The organism is Xanthomonas sp. NCPPB 2250 (assembly GCF_056725265.1).
This window is the reverse complement of the sequence record NZ_CM161520.1, coordinates 5121397-5138971: the sequence shown is the minus strand read 5'-3', so window position 1 is coordinate 5138971 and position 17575 is coordinate 5121397. Positions and strand designations below refer to the sequence as shown.

Sequence of the window (17575 nt, the reverse complement as noted above, 5' to 3'; positions counted from 1 at the left end):
GGCCCGCGGTCGCGTGTCGAAAGTCACTGTGCCGCGCAGCAGTGATCGCGGGCGACCTCGTATATGGCGTGTCGCCACGCGGCAGGTTCCCACCGCGTCACGACTGGAGGTGCGGCAACTGCCGCCTCAGTCCTGCGGAACCGGCGGCTCCTCCACCTTGGCCGCTTCCGGGCTGACCCGCTCGATGGTGTGGCGCAGTTCGCGGCCCAGAATGAACTTCGCATCCTTCGCCCACGCATCCAGCCGCTCGTCGAACACCAGCTTGCTGTTCTCGTCCGGCCACACCAGCTTCAGTTCGCGCAGTTTCTGGATGAAGCCGCGGAACAGGGTCTTGTCGAAGAACTCCGGCGCCGCCGGTGCGTACAGCAGGCTCAGGCGTTGCGCGGCCTGTTGGCACAGGCTCTCCAGTTCGCCGGCGCCGAGCTTGCCCGGGCCGTTCTTCACCAGGACCGAGATGGCGATGTAATAGCGCTCGAAGGCCTGTTGCAGCGAGTGGCCGATGGCGCGCAGGCGGAACACCTCGTCGGTCTGGCCGGTGTTGCGCGCCAGCACGCTGCCGTCGTCCTCGGCGAGCTGCAGCAGCAGGCCTTCGCGCACGAACACCTCGATGGTGCGTTCGATGCGCTCGGCGAACTGGTCCTCGCTCCACGGCAGGAACAGTTCCGCCTGCAGGAACGGGTACACGGTGCGGCCCAGCCGCAGCAGGCCGGCGCGGCTCATGCGGCGGTTGTTCTGGAAACAGCACGCCACCCACGAGGAGGCGGTGAACAGGTGCAGCACGTTGTTGCGGAAGTAGCTCAGCAGCACCGCGTTGTCGCCGTTGACGCTGAGCACGTCGCCGAGCGGATGCGGCGTGCGGGTGAGCACGTTGATCTCTTCGGCGTGGGCGATGATGCGCTCGGGCGAATGCGGGGTCACCGTGACCCGGTCCGAGTACGGCAGTTCCGCCAGCAGCTTCTTGCACAGTTCGATCTGCGCGATCAGGTCGGCCTCGCCCATGGCGTGCTTGGGCGTGGACAGCAGCGCCAGCGCCAGCAGGTTGACCGGATTGACGTCGGCGGCGGCGTTGATGTGCACCTGGATCTGCTGCGCCAGCGCATCGACGGTGCCGTTCAACCAGGCCGGCTTCTCGTCCTCGCCCAGCGGCTGGCCGTCCCATTCCGGCGCGCGCTGCGCCAGCACCTGGCTCAGCGGAATCGGCTCGCCGAAGTTCACCACCACCTGCCCGTAGTTCTGCTTGAGCACCTTGGGGATGCCCCACAGCAGCGCCCAGATCGATTCCTTCTCCTTGGGCCGGCCGCTGAGTTCGTCGAGGTAGCTGTTGCCCTCCATCAGCTTCTCGTAGCCGACGTAGATCGGCTGGAACAGCACCGGCTTGCGCGGCTGGCGCAGGAACGCGCGCAGGGTCATCGCGATCATGCCGCCCTTGGGCTGCAGCAGCCGGCCGGTGCGCGAGCGTCCGCCTTCGACGAAGTATTCGATCGAATAGCCGCCGGCGACCAGTTGCGCCACGTACTCGCTGAGCACCGCCGAGTACAGCGCGTTTCCCTTGATCGAGCGGCGGATGAAGAACGCACCGCCCTTGCGCAGCAGGGTGCCGACCACCGGCAGGTTGAGGTTGATGCCGGCCACGATGTGCGGCGGCACGATGCCGCGCTCGTACAGCAGATAGGACAGCAGCAGGTAGTCCATGTGGCTGCGGTGGCTGGGCACGTAGATCACTTCGTGCCCGGGTGCGGCGTCCTTGAGCTTGTCCAGGTGGTGGACCAGCACGCCGGCGTAGATGCGGTTCCAGACGTGGGTCAGCAGGAAGCTGGCCGAACGCACCACCGGGCTGGAATAGTCGGCGGCGATTTCCCAGGCATAGGCGTGCGCCTTGCGCCAGGCGTCCACCGGCTTGCTGTTGTCGCGCTTGGCCTGCGCGGCGATCGCCTCGCGCACCGGCTCGGCGGCCAGCACCTGGTCCACCAGCAGGCGCCGGGTCGACAGGTCGGGGCCGATCACCGCCTCGCGGATGCGCCGGAAGTGCGTGCGCAGCACGCGCTGCAGCTTGCGCACGGTGCGTTCGGGCGGCAGCCCTTCCTCCACCGTCTGCCGCATCGACACCGGCGGGGCGAAGCGCACGATGGTGCTGCGGCCGTTGAGCAGCACGCCGAGCAGGCGCCGGAAGCTGCCCACCAGCGCCCAGTTTTCCGAGAACAGCACGGCGAACCAGCCGCTCTGCTTGTCCGGGGCGCGGCCGACGAAGATCGACACCGGCACCAGGTGGATGTCCAGGTCCGGGCGCTCGCGGTGCGCCTGCAGCAGCTTGGCCAGCGAATCGGAGTGGGTCTTGGCGCCGCGCTGTTCCGGCAGCAGCGCATGGTTGCTGCTGCGCCGGGACAGCGCCAGGTAGGCGCGCTTGCGGCCCAGCGGGTCGCCGGGCAGCGGCACCAGCGGCGACGGCAAGCCGGATTCGCGGCAGGCCTTGTCCAGGATCAGCGCGTTGGACAGGCCGTAGTCCTCCAGCACGTACACCACCGGACGGCCGTCGTTGTACTGGCCCGGCTCGGCCGGTTCGATCTTCAGGCCCAGCCAGGGATCGGCCAGGCGGCCGAGCAGGCGCGCCCACAGCGGCCCCTTGGCCTGGCGCGGGGCGGTCGCGGCCACCGGCAGGGTGGAGGGGGCGGCGGTCGAGGAGGGGGGCGCGCCGGGGTCGGCCGGGGAGGCGTCGGCGGGCGTACGGGCCGCGTCGGCCGCGCGTGCGGCCGCGGCGTCGTCGGGGAACGGGAGGGGATTCTGTTCTGGCATCGGGGCCATTATCGCTTAGCCGGCGGGACGGGGTCGGCGGCGGGTGCCGCGGCCGCGGCGGCGGCGGTGCTGGCCGCCAGCAGCGCATCCACCTCGCTGAGGGTGTCGCGCAGGTACCAGTGCCCGTCGCGGCGCACCAGCACCGCGGTGGTGTCGATCTGTTCGCCGTCCAGCGGGTACTGGATACGCACCACCGCCTGGTCGCCCTGCTGGTTGACCAGGCCGGTGCGCAGTGCGCCGGCGCTGGCGTCCAGGTCCAGCCCGTAGTCGGCCAGCACCGCCTTGAGGTCGGCCACGAACGGGCCCAGCCGGCGCAAACTCTCGTCCATGCCCAGGCTGCGCAGGTCGGCATCGTTGCGCACGCCGGTGCGGCGCGCGCCCGCGCACAGCCGCGCGATCGCCGACTGGGCACGCTTGCGCTCGGACAACGGCGCGCGTGCGGCCCAGCCGCTCAGCGCCTGCACCAGTTGCACGTAGTGGCCGCGCTGTTCGGGCGTGTAGTGGCCCTGGTTGCGCAGGAACTGCACGCCGAACAGACCCAGCGAGTGCGCGGCCTGCTTCAGGCTCGCCGCCTGGCCGCCGAACTGCGCGTCGAAGGCGCGTTGCAGCTGGCGCTCGGCGTCCGGCGCGGCGAGGGTATCGAGTACCTCGGGCAGGCGTTCGGCCAGCGGCAGTTCGGTCAGCGGCCAGCGGCTGCGGTCCTCGCTCCAGGCCTGTTGCAGGCGCTGGTATTGGGCCGGCGGCACCGCGGCACGGGCGTAACCGAGCAGGTCGTTGCGCTGCAGCGCGTGCGCCAGCGTGCGCACCGCGGCGGCCGGTTCGGCGCTGGCGCCGGGCAGTTCGGCGGGCGTGCGCTTGCATCCGCCCACGGCCAGGGCGAGCATCGCCAACAGCAGGATGCACAGCGCGCGCGAGGAGATGACCCGGGTCGGGCAGGACGGCATACGATGCGGGCTCGTTCCCCAAAACGTCCCGCATCTTGCTGGGCGCGGGCGATTCCGGCAAGCCGGGCGGCACGACAGTGCGGGGGCGACCCGGCAGGCTTCCAGGGGGTGGGACTGTCGCGGCAGGACATTTCATGACCCGGCGTGGGGCCGTCGGGACAGGCGTGTCGGCGGATGGCCAGATGTGCCAGTGGATTGCGGATGTTGCAACGCATCATGTAACCGCTTGCAGTTGCTGCTAACGTCCGCCCACCTCGATTGAGGCGGTGCTGGCCGGGGGACCCAGTGCGATATTCGTCAGAGATCATCCGAGTGCTCGGTCACGGTGGCGCGCGCCGCTGCGCCTGGGTGTTGTCCGCAGTCCTGTATGGACTTGCGATGACGGCCCCGGTGCAGGCGCAGGACGGCCGCCTGCCGCCGCGTGCGCAATGGCAGGCGTCCAGTTCCTCCAAGCAGGTCAAGGCGCAGGCGATCGGCTATCTGATCGACGGCGACGCCAGCACCCGCACCGCCGGCGCCTTCAGTCCCGGCCACTGGTTCCAGGTCGACCTGGGCCGCGCCGCGCAGGTCGGCGGCGTGCGCCTGCAGTGGGACACCTCCAATCCGGAAGGCTTCCTGCTGCAGACCTCGCGCGATGGTCAGCGCTGGGACACGGTCTACACGATGGCCGACTCGCTGGGCGGCACCGAGACCGTGTTCTTCGCGCCGCACCTGGCCCGCTACCTGCGCCTGGCCGCGCCCGCGCGCAGCGCCGACTGGGGCGTGTCGATCTACGAGATGGAGCCGCTGGGTGCCGGCGCCGCGCAGCTGCGTGGCGTGTCCGCGGCCGACGCCGCGGCGCTGTGGCAGGGCGGTGCCGCGGTGGCGATGCCGGGCAGCGGCGCGCAGGCGCGACAACTGGAGATCGCCTTCCCGCGCGCGTTCGACAGCGCCGGCCTGATCGTCGAGTTCGCCGGTGCGCAGGGCGCGGCGCAGCTGCAGGCGCAGGACGCCGCGGGCCGCTGGCGCACGCTGGCCGACGACCCGCAGGCCGGCGACAGCGACAGCGCCTACCTGGCCGGCACCGCGCCGCTGCCGGTGCGCGCGCTGCGCCTGCGCGTCGACGCCGCGCCCGGTGGCGTCGCGCCGACCCTGGCGCGCCTGCGCCTGCTGGGGCCGAAGGCGGTGATGACGCCGATGAAGCGCTACCAGGTCGCCGCGCAGCGCGGCACCACCCGCGCGTTGTTCCCGGCCTCGCTGCACATGCAGCAGACCTATTGGACCGCGGTCGGCATCCACGCCGGCCGGCAGAAATCGATCTTCGACGAGTACGGCAACCTGGAGGCGTGGAATGGCGCGCCGCTGGTGCAGCCGCTGTGGCGCGACGCCTCCGGCACCGCCGCCGGCGCCGACGGCCATGCGCTGACCCACGCGTTGCGCGACGGCTGGAAGCCGATGCCGTCGGTGCGCTGGTCGCCGCAGCCGGGGCTGGAACTGCGCAGCGAGACCTTCGCGATCGAACGCGACGGCCAGCCGGTGACGCTGCTGCGCCATCGCCTGCGCAACACCGGCACCACGGCGGTCAGCGGCACCCTGTCGCTGCTGGTGCGGCCGATGCAGATGAATCCGCCGTGGCAGAACGGCGGCCTGTCGCCGATCCACGACGTCGCCGTCGATGGCAACGTCGTACAGGTCAACGGCCGTGCGCTGCTGACCTCGCTGAGCGCGCCCAGCGGCGGCGGCGCCGAAGCGTTCGGCGCGAACGGCGCCACCGAGATCACCCGCCACGTCGCCGCCGGCACGCTGCCGGCGCAGCGCCAGGCCCGCGATGCCGACGGCCTGGCCGCGGCGATGCTGAACTACACGGTGCGCCTGGCGCCGGGTGCGCAACAGGACGTGGTGCTGGCGTTCCCGCTGGGCACCGCCAGCGCCGATGCCCAGGGCCGCCTGCCGCCGGCGCCGCCGCTGGATCGCGACGCGCTGCTCGCCGCCGGGCGCGGCGACGCGGGCCGCAGCTTCGACGCGCTGGCCGAGCAGGTGTCCGCGGACTGGCAGCAGCGCCTGGGCAACGTCGGCCTGCGCCTGCCCGACGCCAGCCTGGTGGACATGCTGCGCGCGCAGGCCGCGTACATGCTGATCAACCAGACCGGCCCGGCGATGCAGCCGGGGCCGCGCAACTACAACCGCTCCTTCATCCGCGACGGCATGGCCACCTCGGCGATCCTGCTGCGGATGGGCCAGGCGCAGGTCGCGCGCGACTACCTGCAGTGGTACAGCGACCACGCGGTGCACCCGAACGGGCTGGTCTCGCCGATCCTCAACGACGACGGCAGCGTCAACGACGGCTTCGGCTCGGACCTGGAGTACGACAGCCAGGGCGAGTACATCGCCCTGGTCGCCGACGTCGCGCGGCTGGACGGCGGCCCGGAGAGCGTGCGCGCCTACCTGCCGAAGGTGAAGCTGGCGATGCAGTTCCTGCAGGAACTGCGCGAGCGCACCCTGGTGCCCGGCTACATGGCCGAGCAGCCGGCGCCGGAACGCTTCCGCGGCATCCTCGCCCCGTCGATCAGCCACGAAGGCTATTCCAGCCCCACCCACAGCTATTGGGACGATTACTGGGCGCTGAAGGGCTGGCACGACGGCGCCTGGCTGGCCGAATCGCTGGGCGATGCCGCCACCGCCGCCTGGGCGCGCGAACAGTACGCGGCCCTCCGCACCTCGCTGGCCGCGTCCATCCGCGCCACCATGGCGTGGAAGGGCGCGGACTACATTCCCGCCGCGGCCGACCTGGGCGACGGCGATCCGACCAGCGTCTCGATCGCGCTGGATCCCACCGGCCAGCAGGACCTGCTGCCGGAGGCGGCGCTGCGCACCACCTTCGCGCGCTATCTGGAAGACGTGCGCCAGCGCAAGCAACCCAATGCGCTGTGGGCCTACACCCCGTACGAGATGCGCAACGTGCTGACCTACGTGCATCTGGACCAGCCGCAGGTGGCCGACGAACTGCTGCAGGACCTGCTGCGCGACCGCCGCCCGTTCGAATGGCAGGTGCTGGCCGAGGTGGTGCAGTCGCGGCTGCGCTTCCCGCGCTACCTGGGCGACATGCCGCATACCTGGATCGGCGCCGAGTACGCGCGCACGCTGTTCGGCATGCTCATGCACGAGGGCGACGACGCGCTGGTGCTGCTGCCCGGCGTGCCGCCAGCCTGGCTCGCCGACGATGGCCTGGCCGTGCAGCGCCTGCCCACCGCCTACGGCACGCTCGGCCTGCGCGCGCGCCAGCGCGACGGGCGGCTGCGGATCGAACTCGACAGCGGCCTGCGCGCCGGCACCGCCGTGCGCGTGGTCTGGCCGACGCGCACCCGGCCGACCCAGGTGCGCGTGGACGGCCGCCGGATCGACCACTACGACGCCGGCGGCGTGACCCTGTCCAAACCGTTCCGGACCCTGGAGGCACGCTGGTGAGCCCGCCCCCCGTCCCGGCGCCGGATGCGCGCGCCAACATCACCATCAAGGACGTGGCGCGCCTGGCCAACGTCTCGGTGGCCACCGTGTCGCGCACCATGAACGGCCATCAGCACGTGGCCGAAACGGTGCGTGCACGCGTGCTGGAAGCCGCGCGCACCCTGCACTACGTGCCGCACCACGCCGCGCGCAGCCTGAGCAGCCGCCGCACCCACACCATCGGCGTGGTGCTGCCGGACCTGCACGGCGAGTTCTTCTCCGAACTGATCCGCGGCATCGATACGGTGGCGCGCGAGCGCGGCCTGCACCTGCTGGTGTCCAGCTACCACGGCGAGCCGGAACAGCAGCGGCTGGCGGTGCGGCGCATGCCCGGGCGCGTCGACGGACTGCTGATCATGTCGCCGTCCCTGGCCAGCGATGCCGAGGACCCGGCCGACATGCTGCCCGGCACGCTGCCGGCGGTGCTGATGAACTGCGCCGAGCGCATCGGCGAGGCGCAGGTGCTCAACGTCGACAACTACGGCGGCGCGCGTGCGATGACGCGTCACCTGCTGGACGTGGGCCACCGCCGCATCGCCTTCATCGCCGGGCCGGACGACAACTTCGATGCGCGCGAACGCCTGCGCGGCTACCGCGACGAACTGCGCGAGCGCTGCCCGCAGGTGGCACCGCTGGTGCTGCCCGGCGCCTTCGACGAGGCCTCCGGCTACCGCGCCGGCGAAGCCATGCTGCAGGGCCAGCGGCCGGACGTGGTGTTCGCCGCCAACGACATGATGGCCCTGGGCTGCCTGTTCGCCTTCACCCATGCGGGGCTGCGCGTGCCCGAGGACATCGCCCTGGCCGGCTTCGACGACGTGCCGATGGCACGCTACGTGCATCCGGCTCTGACGACCATGCGCGTGGACATCGCCGGCTTCGGCGCCCGCGCCATGCAACTGCTGCTCGGTGCGCTGGAGCCGCATGCCGCTCCGGCGGCGTCGGCGGCAGCGGCCAATGCGATCGCTCCGCAACTCATCGTTCGTGCTTCCAGTGCCCAGCGAGGGACCGCCATGGACTGACACCGACGCATGCAGCACCGATGTCGTTTTTTGCACCACCTAAAAGAACACAACAATGATCCCGTTGACCGCCCTGGGAGGGCTTTCGTCATGAAGAAATCGCGTTCCGCCTCCAACCTGCCCGCACGCAGCCTGCTGTGCTGCGCGCTGGCCACCTGCCTGTTCGCCACGATGCCGGCGATGGCCCAGTCCAGCAGCGCGACCCTGCGCGGCCAGGTCGCCGCCGCCCAGGCCGGCACCGAAGTCACCGTCACCAACGTCGCCACCGGCTCGGTGCGTCGCGCGCCCATCGCCGCCAACGGCAACTACACCGTGGTCGGCCTGCCGCCGGGCACCTACAAGGTCGAGGCCAACGGCGTCACCAAGACCGTGACCCTGCAGGTCGCGTCCTCGTCCACCGTCGATCTCGACGCCGGCACCACTGCCGCCGGCGGCAATGCGACCACCCTGGACACCGTCACCGTCAGCGCGCCGCTGCTGAAGGACGTCAAGACCTCGGAAGTGGGCAACGTGGTGTCGCTGCACCAGATCCAGCAGCTGCCGCAGGCCACCCGTAACTTCCTGGAGTTCGCCGACACCGTGCCGGGCATGGTGTTCCAGATCGACGGCAACGGAAATACCAAGCTGCGCGGCGGTGCGTCCAATGCCAGCGCCGGCAACCTGTACATCGACGGCGTCGGCCAGAAGAGCTACGTCAAGGGCGGCGGCATCGCCGGCCAGAGCGACACCCAGGGCAACCCGTTCCCGCAGCTGGCGATCGGCGAGTACAAGGTCATCACCTCCAACTACAAGGCGGAGTACGGCCAGATCAGCGGCGCGGCGATCACTGCGGCCACCAAGTCCGGCACCAACGAGTTCCACGGCGAAGCCTTCTACCGTTACACCGACCAGGATCTGCGCGACAAGCGTCCCGACGAAGCGAACGGCAAGATCGATTCGCAGACCAAGGAATACGGCTTCGCCCTGGGCGGCCCGATCATCCAGGACCGCATGCACTTCTTCGTCGCTTACGAAGGCAAGGAAAACGTGGTGCCGAAGAGCGTGCAGGCGGACAACACCGCGCAGCCGTACGTCGGCCTGCTGCCGTCCAACCTGTCGAGCCAGTTCGGTGCGGCCAACATGCCGTTCACCGAAGACCTGTACTTCGGCAAGATCGATTTCGAACCGACCGATCGCGATCGCATCGAGCTGAGCGGCCAGTACCGCGACGAGACCCAGACCGGCAACGTCGGCGGCACCAGCACGCCGGAACACGGCACCAACAAGATCAACAAGGACAAGCGCGCCAACATCCGTTGGCAGCACAGCGCCGACAACTGGTTCAACGAGTTGATCGTCGGTACCGAGGACTCGGAGAACAACCCGAATCCGAAGAGCATCGGCAACGGCATCGTCTACAAGTATCTGGCGCCCCGCGCCGGCTCCACCGATGTGGACGAATACACCTTCCTGGAAACCGGCTCCGCCGGCGGTCTGAACGTGCAGCGCAAGAGCCAGAAGGGCTGGTTCCTGCAGAACGACCTGACCTTCACCAGCTTCCAGTGGCATGGCGAGCACACCATCAAGATGGGCGTCAGCTACAAGGACATCAAGCTGACCTCGCAGGATGCCGCTGCGCTCAACCCGCAGTTCAGCTATGCGGTCAACAACAACGGCGTCGCCGCCACGCCGTATCGCGTGGACTACGTCGCGCCGTACAACACCCCCGGCCAGAAGGCCACGGTGGAGTCGCCGTCCAAGCAGTACGGCATCTACATCCAGGACGACTGGGCGGCGACCGACAAGCTGATGATCAACGTCGGCGTGCGTTGGGACTACGAGGACAGCCCGGCCTACACCGACTTCGTCACCTCGCAGGCCTTCGTCAACGCGCTGTACTCCAATGATCCGGCCAACCCGGGCCAGCCCTGGGCCAACCGCCTGCTGCCCAGCGGCATCAACGCCGCCGACTACATCAGCACCGGTCGCAACCGCAAGAACTTCAAGGATGGCTGGGCGCCGCGCCTGGGCTTCTCCTACGACTTCTTCGGCGACGAGAGCTCGGTGCTGCACGGTGGCGCCGGCCGCTCCTACGATCGCAACCTGTTCGAACAGCTGGCGCTGGAAACCAGCAAGGCCGCGCTGTCGCCGGTCGCGGTGTACTTCCAGAACCCGGCCACCGGCCAGTGCTACCGTGGCGACCGCGTCTGCACCGCGTGGGATCCGCGCTACCTCAATGGCGTGGACCAGTTGAACACCATCCCCGGCGTCAGCGGCAGCGCCGAACTGTTCATGTTCAACAACCACCTGAAGACGCCGTACAGCGACCAGTACAGCATCGGCATCACCAACCAGGTCGGCGACTGGCAGACCGACGTGACCTTCCAGCGCGTGCTCAGCTACGACGGCTTCGCGATGTCGCTGATCAACCGCTACCCGGATGGTTCCTACTTCCAGAACGGCAGCGCCCCGTGGGGCCAGCCGGTGCCGGGCTACCAGAACACGATCATCGGCATGAATGGCCTGGAGCAGCGCAGCAGCCAGGTGCTGCTGTCGGCCGACAAGCCGTACACCAAGGAATCGGGCTGGGGTCTGACCCTGTCGTACACCCACACCAGCGCACGTCAGAACCGCAACATCGACGAGCCGTACGCGTTCGACAAGGCGACCATCCACGACTATCCGTTCGTGAAGTCCGATGCCGTGTCGGCGCACCGCTTCGTCGCCTCCGGCTCGATCGACGGTCCGTGGGGCCTGACCTTCGGCGCGAAGGTGGTGCTGGCGACGCCGGAGCCGATCAACACCATCGCCTGCTACGGCCACACCGATGCGGACGGCGCGACCTGCCAGCAGGTGGCGGCGGTGCCGCCGGGCAGCGGCAAGTTCCTGGTCGGCGGCAAGATCTGGGGCTACCGCACGGTCGACTTCCAGGCGACCAAGGACTTCACCGTGTACAACGACTTCAAGTTGACCGCGCGCGTGAACCTGCTCAACGCCTTCAACTTCAAGAACTACTCGTCGTACTCGTACAACGATTTCGGCTCCGATGGCCGTTTCGATCCGAACATCACCATCAACAAGACCGGCGACATCATGTACGTGCCGCGCACCGTGACCTTCGAGATCGGCGCCAAGTTCTGATCCACCGCATGACCCACGCGCGTGCCCGACCGGCGCGCGTGGGGTTTCAACGGACGGGGCCGCGTGGCCCCGTCCGCGTTTGCGGTCGCCCCTTTTTCCGGTACAGGACCCTGCACGCATGATCGCCGCCCCTCTTCGCAACCTGGTCATCGTCGGCGGCGGCACTGCCGGCTGGATGGCCGCTGCCGCGCTGGCGCGTGTGCTGGGCCCCGACTACCGCATCACCTTGATCGAGTCCGAGCAGATCGGCATCGTCGGCGTCGGCGAGGCCACCGTGCCGCACATCAAGGCCTTCAACAATTTGCTCGGCATCAACGAGGCCGAGTTCGTGCGCCACACCCAGGGCAGCTTCAAGCTCGGCATCGAATTTGCCGACTGGCAGCGCCCGGGCACGTCCTACGTGCATGGCTTCGGCACCGAGATCGGGCATCCGCTCGGGTTGCTGCCGTTCCAGCAGTACTGGTTCAAGCAGGCGCTGGCCGGCAAGGCCAGGCCGCTGGGCGCCTACACGCTCAACACCGTCGCCGCCAAGCGCGACCGCTTCATGACTTCGGCCACCGACGTGCCGCCGAATTCGCCGCTGGCCAACATCGCCTACGCCTACCATTTCGATGCGGCACTGTACGCGGGCTTCCTGCGCCGCTACGCCGAGCAGCGCGGGGTGACCCGGCGCGAAGGCATGGTCGAGGAGGTGCAGTTGCACCCGGAATCGGGCGACGTGCGCGCAGTGCGCCTGGCGTCGGGCGAGGCGATCGCCGGCGACCTGTTCATCGATTGCTCCGGCTTCCGCGGCCTGCTGATCGAGCAGGCGCTGCACACCGGCTACCACGATTTCAGCCACTGGCTGCCGTGCGATCGCGCGCTGGCGGTGCCCTGCGCCAAGGTCGGCCCGCCCACGCCGTACACCCGCGCCACCGCACGTGCGGCCGGCTGGCAGTGGCGCATTCCGCTGCAGCACCGCACCGGCAACGGCTACGTGTACTGCAGTGCGCACATCAGCGACGACGAGGCCGCGGCCACGCTGCTGGCCAACCTCGACGGCCCGGCCTTGGCCGATCCGCGGCCGCTGCGCTTCGTCACCGGGCGCCGCAAGCAGGTGTGGAACCGCAACGTGATCGCGCTGGGCCTGGCCAGCGGCTTCATGGAACCGCTGGAATCGACCAGCATCCACCTGGTCCAGTCCGGCATCTCCAAGCTGCTGGAGCTGTTCCCGCGCGAGGGCATCAGCCCGGTGCTGGTGCGGCGCTACAACGAGCGCATCGCCTTCGAGTTCGACCGTATCCGCGACTTCCTGCTGCTGCACTACCACGCCACCGAGCGCGACGACAGCGCGTTCTGGCGGCACTGCCGCAGCATGCCGATCACCCCGGAACTGCAGGAGACGCTGGCGCTGTTCCGCGACAGCGGCCGCTTCTACCGCAACGGCGACGAGATGTTCGCCGAGATCAGCTGGGTGCAGGTGATGGTGGGGCAGGGCATCCTGCCGCGCGCCTACCATCCGCTGGTGGACCAGGTGCCGCAGGCCGACCTGGAGCGCTTCATGGCCAGCGTCGAGCAGACCATCGGCCATTGCGCCGACGCGATGCCGCCGCACCAGGCCTTCATCGACCGCTATTGCGCGGCCAGGCCTGTGTAAGCACCGCCCGCGCCGCGCGGGCACAAAAAAAGAGGCCACGCGCACCAGGCGCGGGCCTCTTCAAATCCGACCGAAGCCGGAGAACGGTATGGCACATCTCCGGCAGAGCCGGACGCTGGGCATGCTACCGGCATGCCGAAGCTAAAGCAATGCTTTAGGAATTGCCCGCTAAGTCATTGATTCAAAATAAGCGGGCAGCGCCGCCGGCCAACGTCAGCGCGATTTCCCGCTGGATCGCCTCGGCCGCTGCACGCGGATCGGCCGCCTGGCGGATCGGCCGGCCGACCACGATCGCATCGGCGCCGTCGGCGAAGGCCTGGGCCACGCCCACCGTACGCTGCTGGTCGTCGCCGACCGGACCGCCCGGGCGGATGCCGGGGCAGACGATGGAAAAGCCGGCGCCGGTGGCGCGGCGGATCGGTGCCGCTTCCTGGCCGGAGGCGATCACGCCGTCGATGCCGGCCGCCTGCGCGGCCAGCGCGCGCTCCACCACCACGTCCTCAGGCGCGCGATCGATACCCATCGATGCCAGGTCGACGCGGCCCATCGAGGTCAGCACGGTCACCGCCAGCAGGCGCATGTCGCTGCCGTTGGCCTCGGCCGCGGCCTGCATCATCGGCGGGTGCCAGCCGTGGATGGTGCAGTAGTCCACCGGCCACTGCGACAGCCGCCGGATCACCCCGCCCACCGTGGCCGGGATGTCGAAGAACTTCAGGTCCACGAACACCCGCTTGCCGCGCCCGGCCAGCGTGTCCAGCACGTCGAAATATTCGCCCGAGGCCAGCAGTTCCATGCCGATCTTGTAGAACGCCACCGCATCGCCGAGCCGCTCGATCCACTCCAGCGCCTCGCTGCGCCCGGGCACGTCGAGGGCGAAGATCAGGCGCTCGTGCGGCGCCAGCGCCAGCGGCGCGCGACTCACTGCGCCAGCTCCAGCGCCTGCACCTTGGCCTGGTGGCGTGCGGCGCGCGACTGGGTGAAGTCGTTGTTGAACAGCGCCGGCTCCCAGGAGCCGTAGCTGGGGTTGGGCAGCATCCACCAGCGCTCGCCGAACCAGTCGTGGTACTGCTGCAGCAACTGCGCGCGGCCTTCCGGGGTGTTGGCCACCACCTGCGCGAAGTCGCCGAGCTGGTCGCCGAACTGCATCAGCACGCGGTACTGCTGGCCGACCAGCTTGCGCCGGCAGTTCTTCTCCGAACCGTTCTGCTCGCAGTCCTTGACCACCGTGCCCAGGCCCAGCAGCACGCTGTTGTCGGCCACCGGCAGGCCGGCGCTGCGCAGGTTGGCCAGGGTCGCGTCGGTCAGGTGCACGGCGCGGTTGGTCACGTACAGCACGGTGACGCCCTTGGCGGTGGCGGCCTTGGCGAAATCGACCACGCCGGGAACCGGCTTGGCCTTCTTCTCGGCGACCCACTGGTCCCAGGTGACCTCGTCGTATTCCTTGCCGTTGCGGATCAGCCGCGCCTGGTACGGCGAGTTGTCCAGCACGGTTTCGTCCACGTCCATCACCACCGCGGGCTTCAACCCGGTGGCGGCGTTGCCGCGCTCCTCCGGTACCAGCGCGTCCCAGTTCGGTTCCTTCAGCGCCGCATCCAGGCGATCGGCGGCGGCGCGATAGGTCTGCTCGGCCAGGGCCTGGTACTCGGCCGAGCGCTGCATCCACAGCACCGCGTTGAGATTGTCGTCGGCCGTACCCGGCGTGGCGGCTGCGGGCGTGGCGGCAGCGGCAGGGGCGGCCGGCTTGGCGGCGGGGTCGGCGACCTGCGTCTGCGGCTTGCAGGCGGACAGGGCGAGCACGGCGCAGGCCAGTGCGGTGCGGGCGATCGGCGTCATCGGGCGTGGGAACCTGGGCAAATGAACCGCGGATTTTAGCCGGTTGCGATGACAGGCGCCGCGCAACGCGCGGTGGCGCAAGCGGGGCTGCCGCGCTCAGGGCGCGAACGTCAGTCCGTGCAGGTCCGGGGCGAGCACTGCCTCGACGGGGTCGGCATCGTCGTGGCCGGCATAGGCGCTGAAGCGGATGCGCAGGCGGCCGTCGCGCACCGTGTAGGGCGTCAGGTCGTCGAGGTCGGGCGCGTCCAGATCGATGTTGTCCAGGCAGCTGGACACCGGCACCCGCGCCAGGATCGACGGCGTGCCGTGCAGGTCGACCACGGTCAGCGCCATCTCCGCACCGGCGCCGCAGTAGCCGTGTCCATCCCCGGGCGAGGACCGGCGCACGGACAGGTACAGCAGGCGGTCGCTTCCCAGATACGGCTGCAACCGGGTCGGCAACAGGCGGATGGCGCGGTCGGCGCCGATCCGCTCCGGTGCGTAGGCGTGCGGAATGGTCTCCAGCACGGCGGGTGTGCGTCCGGGCAGTTGGAGCACCACGCGGCCCGCGCGATAGGCCAGATGCAGCAGGCCGCGGCGTGGATCGCAGACGTCGGTATCGGACGGCGCGGCTGATGCCGCGCGGCAGTCCGTTGGCGTCGGCGTCGGCGTCGGCGCTGCGGCGCTGTGGGCGGGCACGGCGGCGGGCGCAGCGGGCGCGGCCAAGGCCAGCAGGAGGAGGAGCGGCAGCATGCGAGGCCTTCGAGGTGTGAGCCAAGAGTGTGGCAGCCGCCGTGGATCGCGCGCCAGTGTGACCTACGTCCTTTGAGAAGGTGACGAAATTCTCGCAAGTGGCTGTTTTGCAGGGAATTTCCCGACGGCGTGTCGGGAGCCTCCCGATGCCGTCGCGCTGTGGTTTCCACCACACTTCCAAGTATGGAAAACCGCGCGACGCGGCGCCTGGCGCGCTGCGGCGCGATCGCGCCTGCATTGCAGGCAAACGCGGGAAGCGTCACAGGGGACGTTGCAGTGGATCGCCGGAGAAAAGGAGCTTCTCGCATTGTGCTGACTGCGTGCCTGTTCGCCAGTGTGCCCATGGCGCAGGCGCAGGCACAGGACCCGCCGAGCACGCTCGACCGCCAGGAACAGTTGCGCCAGGCCGAGCAGGTCCAGCGCCAGCAGGAGCAGGACCGGCAGGCGCCGTTCGTGGGTCCGCGCGAGACCGAAGCGCCAGCGGACATGCGCAGCACCGCCTTGCCGACCGAAGCGCTGTGCTTCCCGATCCAGCGCGTCCGCCTCAGCGGCGGCGGTCCCGACGCAGCCCGCTTTTCCTGGCTGTGGCAGTCGCTGCGTCGCTACGAAGGCCGCTGCATCGGCACGGCCGGCATCGACCTGATCCGCCGCCGCGCGCTCGACCAACTGGTCGCGCGCGGTTTCGTCACCACCCGCCTCGGCGTGCCCGCGCAGGACCTGTCCCGCGGTGAGTTGCGCTTCGAGCTGCTGCCCGGGCGCCTGCGCCAGGTGCGCGTGCAGTCGGCCGATGGCCGCGTGTTCTGGCGCGGCGCGCTGCCGTTGCGGCCGGGCGACGTGCTCGACCTGCGCGCGATCGAGCAGGGCGTGGAGCAGTTCAAGCGGGTGCCGTCGCAGGACGCCAAGATCGACATCGCCCCGGGCGAGCAGCCCGGCGAGTCGGACCTGCTGATCACCGTGCAGCGCAGTCGGCGCTGGCGCGCGGTACTCAATGCCGACGATTCGGGCGTGCAGGCGACCGGCCGCTACCAGGGCGGCGTCGACTTCGCCCTGGATGCGCCGCTGGGCATCAACGACCTGCTGTCGATCGGCTACAACCACGACCTGGTCGACGACGGCGCCGCCCGCGGCACGCGCGGCAACAGCCTGTCCTACAGCGTGCCATGGGGCTGGTGGACGGCGTCCGTGTCGCTGTCGTCCTACCGTTACCACCAGCAGGTGGACGGGTTCCGCCAAAGCTTCCAGTCCAGCGGCAGCTCGAACAGCGCGCAACTGGATCTGCAGCGGGTGATCCATCGCACCGGCACCAGCAAGACCACGCTGGGCATGGTCGTGGCCAAGCGCGCGGCGCGCAGCTACCTGGACGGCGTGGAGATCGGCATCCAGCGCCGCCACACCACCAGCGCCGAGCTCTACCTCAGTCATCGCCATTACCTGGGCAAGCTGCAGCTGGACACGCGGCTGGGTCACCGCCGCGGCACGCCCTGGTTCGACGGGCAATGGACCGGCTACGACCCGGCGGTGGGCTTCCCCGGCTACCGCTACGGCGTCACCACCCTCGATGTGAGCGCCGGCCTGCCGTTCGCGCTGGGCCCGGTGGCGATGAGCTGGGACAGCAGCCTGCATGCGCAGACCTCGCCGCAACTGCTGCTGGGTTCGGAATTCATCACCCTGGGCGGGCGCTACAGCGTGCGCGGCTTCGATGGCGAACGCACCCTCGGCGCCGAACGCGGCGCGTACTGGCGCAACACCCTCAACCTGCCGCTGCAGCGCCTGGGCATCACCCCGTACCTGGGCGTGGATGCCGGCCGCATCGCCGGACCGAGCGCCGCCGCACAGGCCGGGCGCAGCCTGGTCGGCGGCTTCGTCGGCGTGCGCGGCGCGCACGGCGGGCTCAGTTGGGATGGCTTCGCCGGCTGGGACCTGCACGCGCCGCGCGACTTCCACAGCGCGCAGCCGGCCTACGGCGTGCGCCTGATCTACCAGTTCTGACACGTCCTGCCGCCGGCCGGCGGCAGGCA

General features: G+C 69.8%; 10 protein-coding genes. 5 read left to right on the top strand and 5 right to left on the bottom strand.

The window, feature by feature from the left end; all coding sequences use genetic code 11:
• Nucleotides 1-126 precede the first annotated feature (126 nt).
• Together plsB and AC1PMG_RS21040 are read right to left on the bottom strand one after the other, a co-directional pair.
• Entirely contained in the window at nucleotides 127-2799 is a 2673-nt protein-coding gene (gene plsB / locus AC1PMG_RS21045) for a glycerol-3-phosphate 1-O-acyltransferase PlsB (protein ID WP_481110150.1), read from the bottom strand.
• Entirely contained in the window at nucleotides 2799-3734 is a 936-nt protein-coding gene (locus tag AC1PMG_RS21040) for a hypothetical protein (protein ID WP_481110149.1), read from the bottom strand. The genes plsB and AC1PMG_RS21040 overlap by 1 nt, the downstream gene beginning before the upstream one ends.
• A gap of 378 nt (nucleotides 3735-4112) precedes the next feature.
• On the opposite strand from AC1PMG_RS21040, the gene AC1PMG_RS21035 reads away from it, so the two are divergent.
• The 4 genes from AC1PMG_RS21035 (at nucleotide 4113) to AC1PMG_RS21020 (ending at nucleotide 12992) form a co-directional block, all read left to right on the top strand.
• Entirely contained in the window at nucleotides 4113-7178 is a 3066-nt protein-coding gene (locus tag AC1PMG_RS21035) for a galactose-binding domain-containing protein (RefSeq protein ID WP_481110148.1), read from the top strand.
• Nucleotides 7175-8236: a LacI family DNA-binding transcriptional regulator gene (locus tag AC1PMG_RS21030; protein WP_481110147.1), complete on the top strand. Its 1062-nt coding sequence runs from the start codon at nucleotides 7175-7177 to the stop codon at nucleotides 8234-8236. Before AC1PMG_RS21035 ends, AC1PMG_RS21030 begins: the two co-directional genes overlap by 4 nt.
• A 90-nt stretch (nucleotides 8237-8326) precedes the next feature.
• Nucleotides 8327-11356, top strand: a complete 3030-nt coding sequence (locus AC1PMG_RS21025; protein WP_342073610.1) for a TonB-dependent receptor domain-containing protein — start codon at nucleotides 8327-8329, stop codon at nucleotides 11354-11356.
• A gap of 118 nt (nucleotides 11357-11474) precedes the next feature.
• On the top strand, nucleotides 11475-12992 hold the full coding sequence (locus AC1PMG_RS21020) for a tryptophan halogenase family protein (protein ID WP_481110146.1): 1518 nt from the start codon (nucleotides 11475-11477) through the stop codon (nucleotides 12990-12992).
• Nucleotides 12993-13173: 181 nt separating this feature from the next.
• Here AC1PMG_RS21020 and pyrF read toward each other — a convergent pair whose 3' ends face one another.
• The 3 genes from pyrF to AC1PMG_RS21005 all read right to left on the bottom strand — a co-directional run bounded on the left by pyrF (nucleotide 13174) and on the right by AC1PMG_RS21005 (nucleotide 15557).
• Complete coding sequence (gene pyrF, locus AC1PMG_RS21015) at nucleotides 13174-13914, bottom strand: orotidine-5'-phosphate decarboxylase (RefSeq protein WP_481110145.1); 741 nt, start codon at nucleotides 13912-13914, stop codon at nucleotides 13174-13176.
• On the bottom strand, nucleotides 13911-14825 hold the full coding sequence (locus tag AC1PMG_RS21010) for a 5'-nucleotidase, lipoprotein e(P4) family (protein WP_481110144.1): 915 nt from the start codon (nucleotides 14823-14825) through the stop codon (nucleotides 13911-13913). Before AC1PMG_RS21010 ends, pyrF begins: the two co-directional genes overlap by 4 nt.
• 96 nt (nucleotides 14826-14921) lie before the next feature.
• The gene (locus AC1PMG_RS21005) at nucleotides 14922-15557 is read right to left on the bottom strand and encodes a hypothetical protein (protein ID WP_481110143.1); all 636 of its coding nucleotides are present in this window, start codon (nucleotides 15555-15557) and stop codon (nucleotides 14922-14924) included.
• A 342-nt stretch (nucleotides 15558-15899) separates the two neighbouring features.
• On the opposite strand from AC1PMG_RS21005, the gene AC1PMG_RS21000 reads away from it, so the two are divergent.
• On the top strand, nucleotides 15900-17546 hold the full coding sequence (locus tag AC1PMG_RS21000; RefSeq protein WP_481111731.1) for a ShlB/FhaC/HecB family hemolysin secretion/activation protein: 1647 nt from the start codon (nucleotides 15900-15902) through the stop codon (nucleotides 17544-17546).
• Nucleotides 17547-17575: the final 29 nt, after the last annotated feature.

What these genes read in the sequence shown, in the direction of transcription:
- plsB (WP_481110150.1), bottom strand. Translation starts at nt 2,799, where the DNA reads ATGGCCCCGATGCCAGAACAGAATCCCCTCCCGTTCCCCGACGACGCC.
- AC1PMG_RS21040 (WP_481110149.1), bottom strand. Translation starts at nt 3,734, where the DNA reads ATGCCGTCCTGCCCGACCCGGGTCATCTCCTCGCGCGCGCTGTGCATC.
- AC1PMG_RS21035 (WP_481110148.1), top strand. Translation starts at nt 4,113, where the DNA reads ATGACGGCCCCGGTGCAGGCGCAGGACGGCCGCCTGCCGCCGCGTGCG.
- AC1PMG_RS21025 (WP_342073610.1), top strand. Translation starts at nt 8,327, where the DNA reads ATGAAGAAATCGCGTTCCGCCTCCAACCTGCCCGCACGCAGCCTGCTG.
- AC1PMG_RS21020 (WP_481110146.1), top strand. Translation starts at nt 11,475, where the DNA reads ATGATCGCCGCCCCTCTTCGCAACCTGGTCATCGTCGGCGGCGGCACT.
- AC1PMG_RS21010 (WP_481110144.1), bottom strand. Translation starts at nt 14,825, where the DNA reads ATGACGCCGATCGCCCGCACCGCACTGGCCTGCGCCGTGCTCGCCCTG.
- AC1PMG_RS21005 (WP_481110143.1), bottom strand. Translation starts at nt 15,557, where the DNA reads ATGCTGCCGCTCCTCCTCCTGCTGGCCTTGGCCGCGCCCGCTGCGCCC.
- AC1PMG_RS21000 (WP_481111731.1), top strand. Translation starts at nt 15,900, where the DNA reads ATGGCGCAGGCGCAGGCACAGGACCCGCCGAGCACGCTCGACCGCCAG.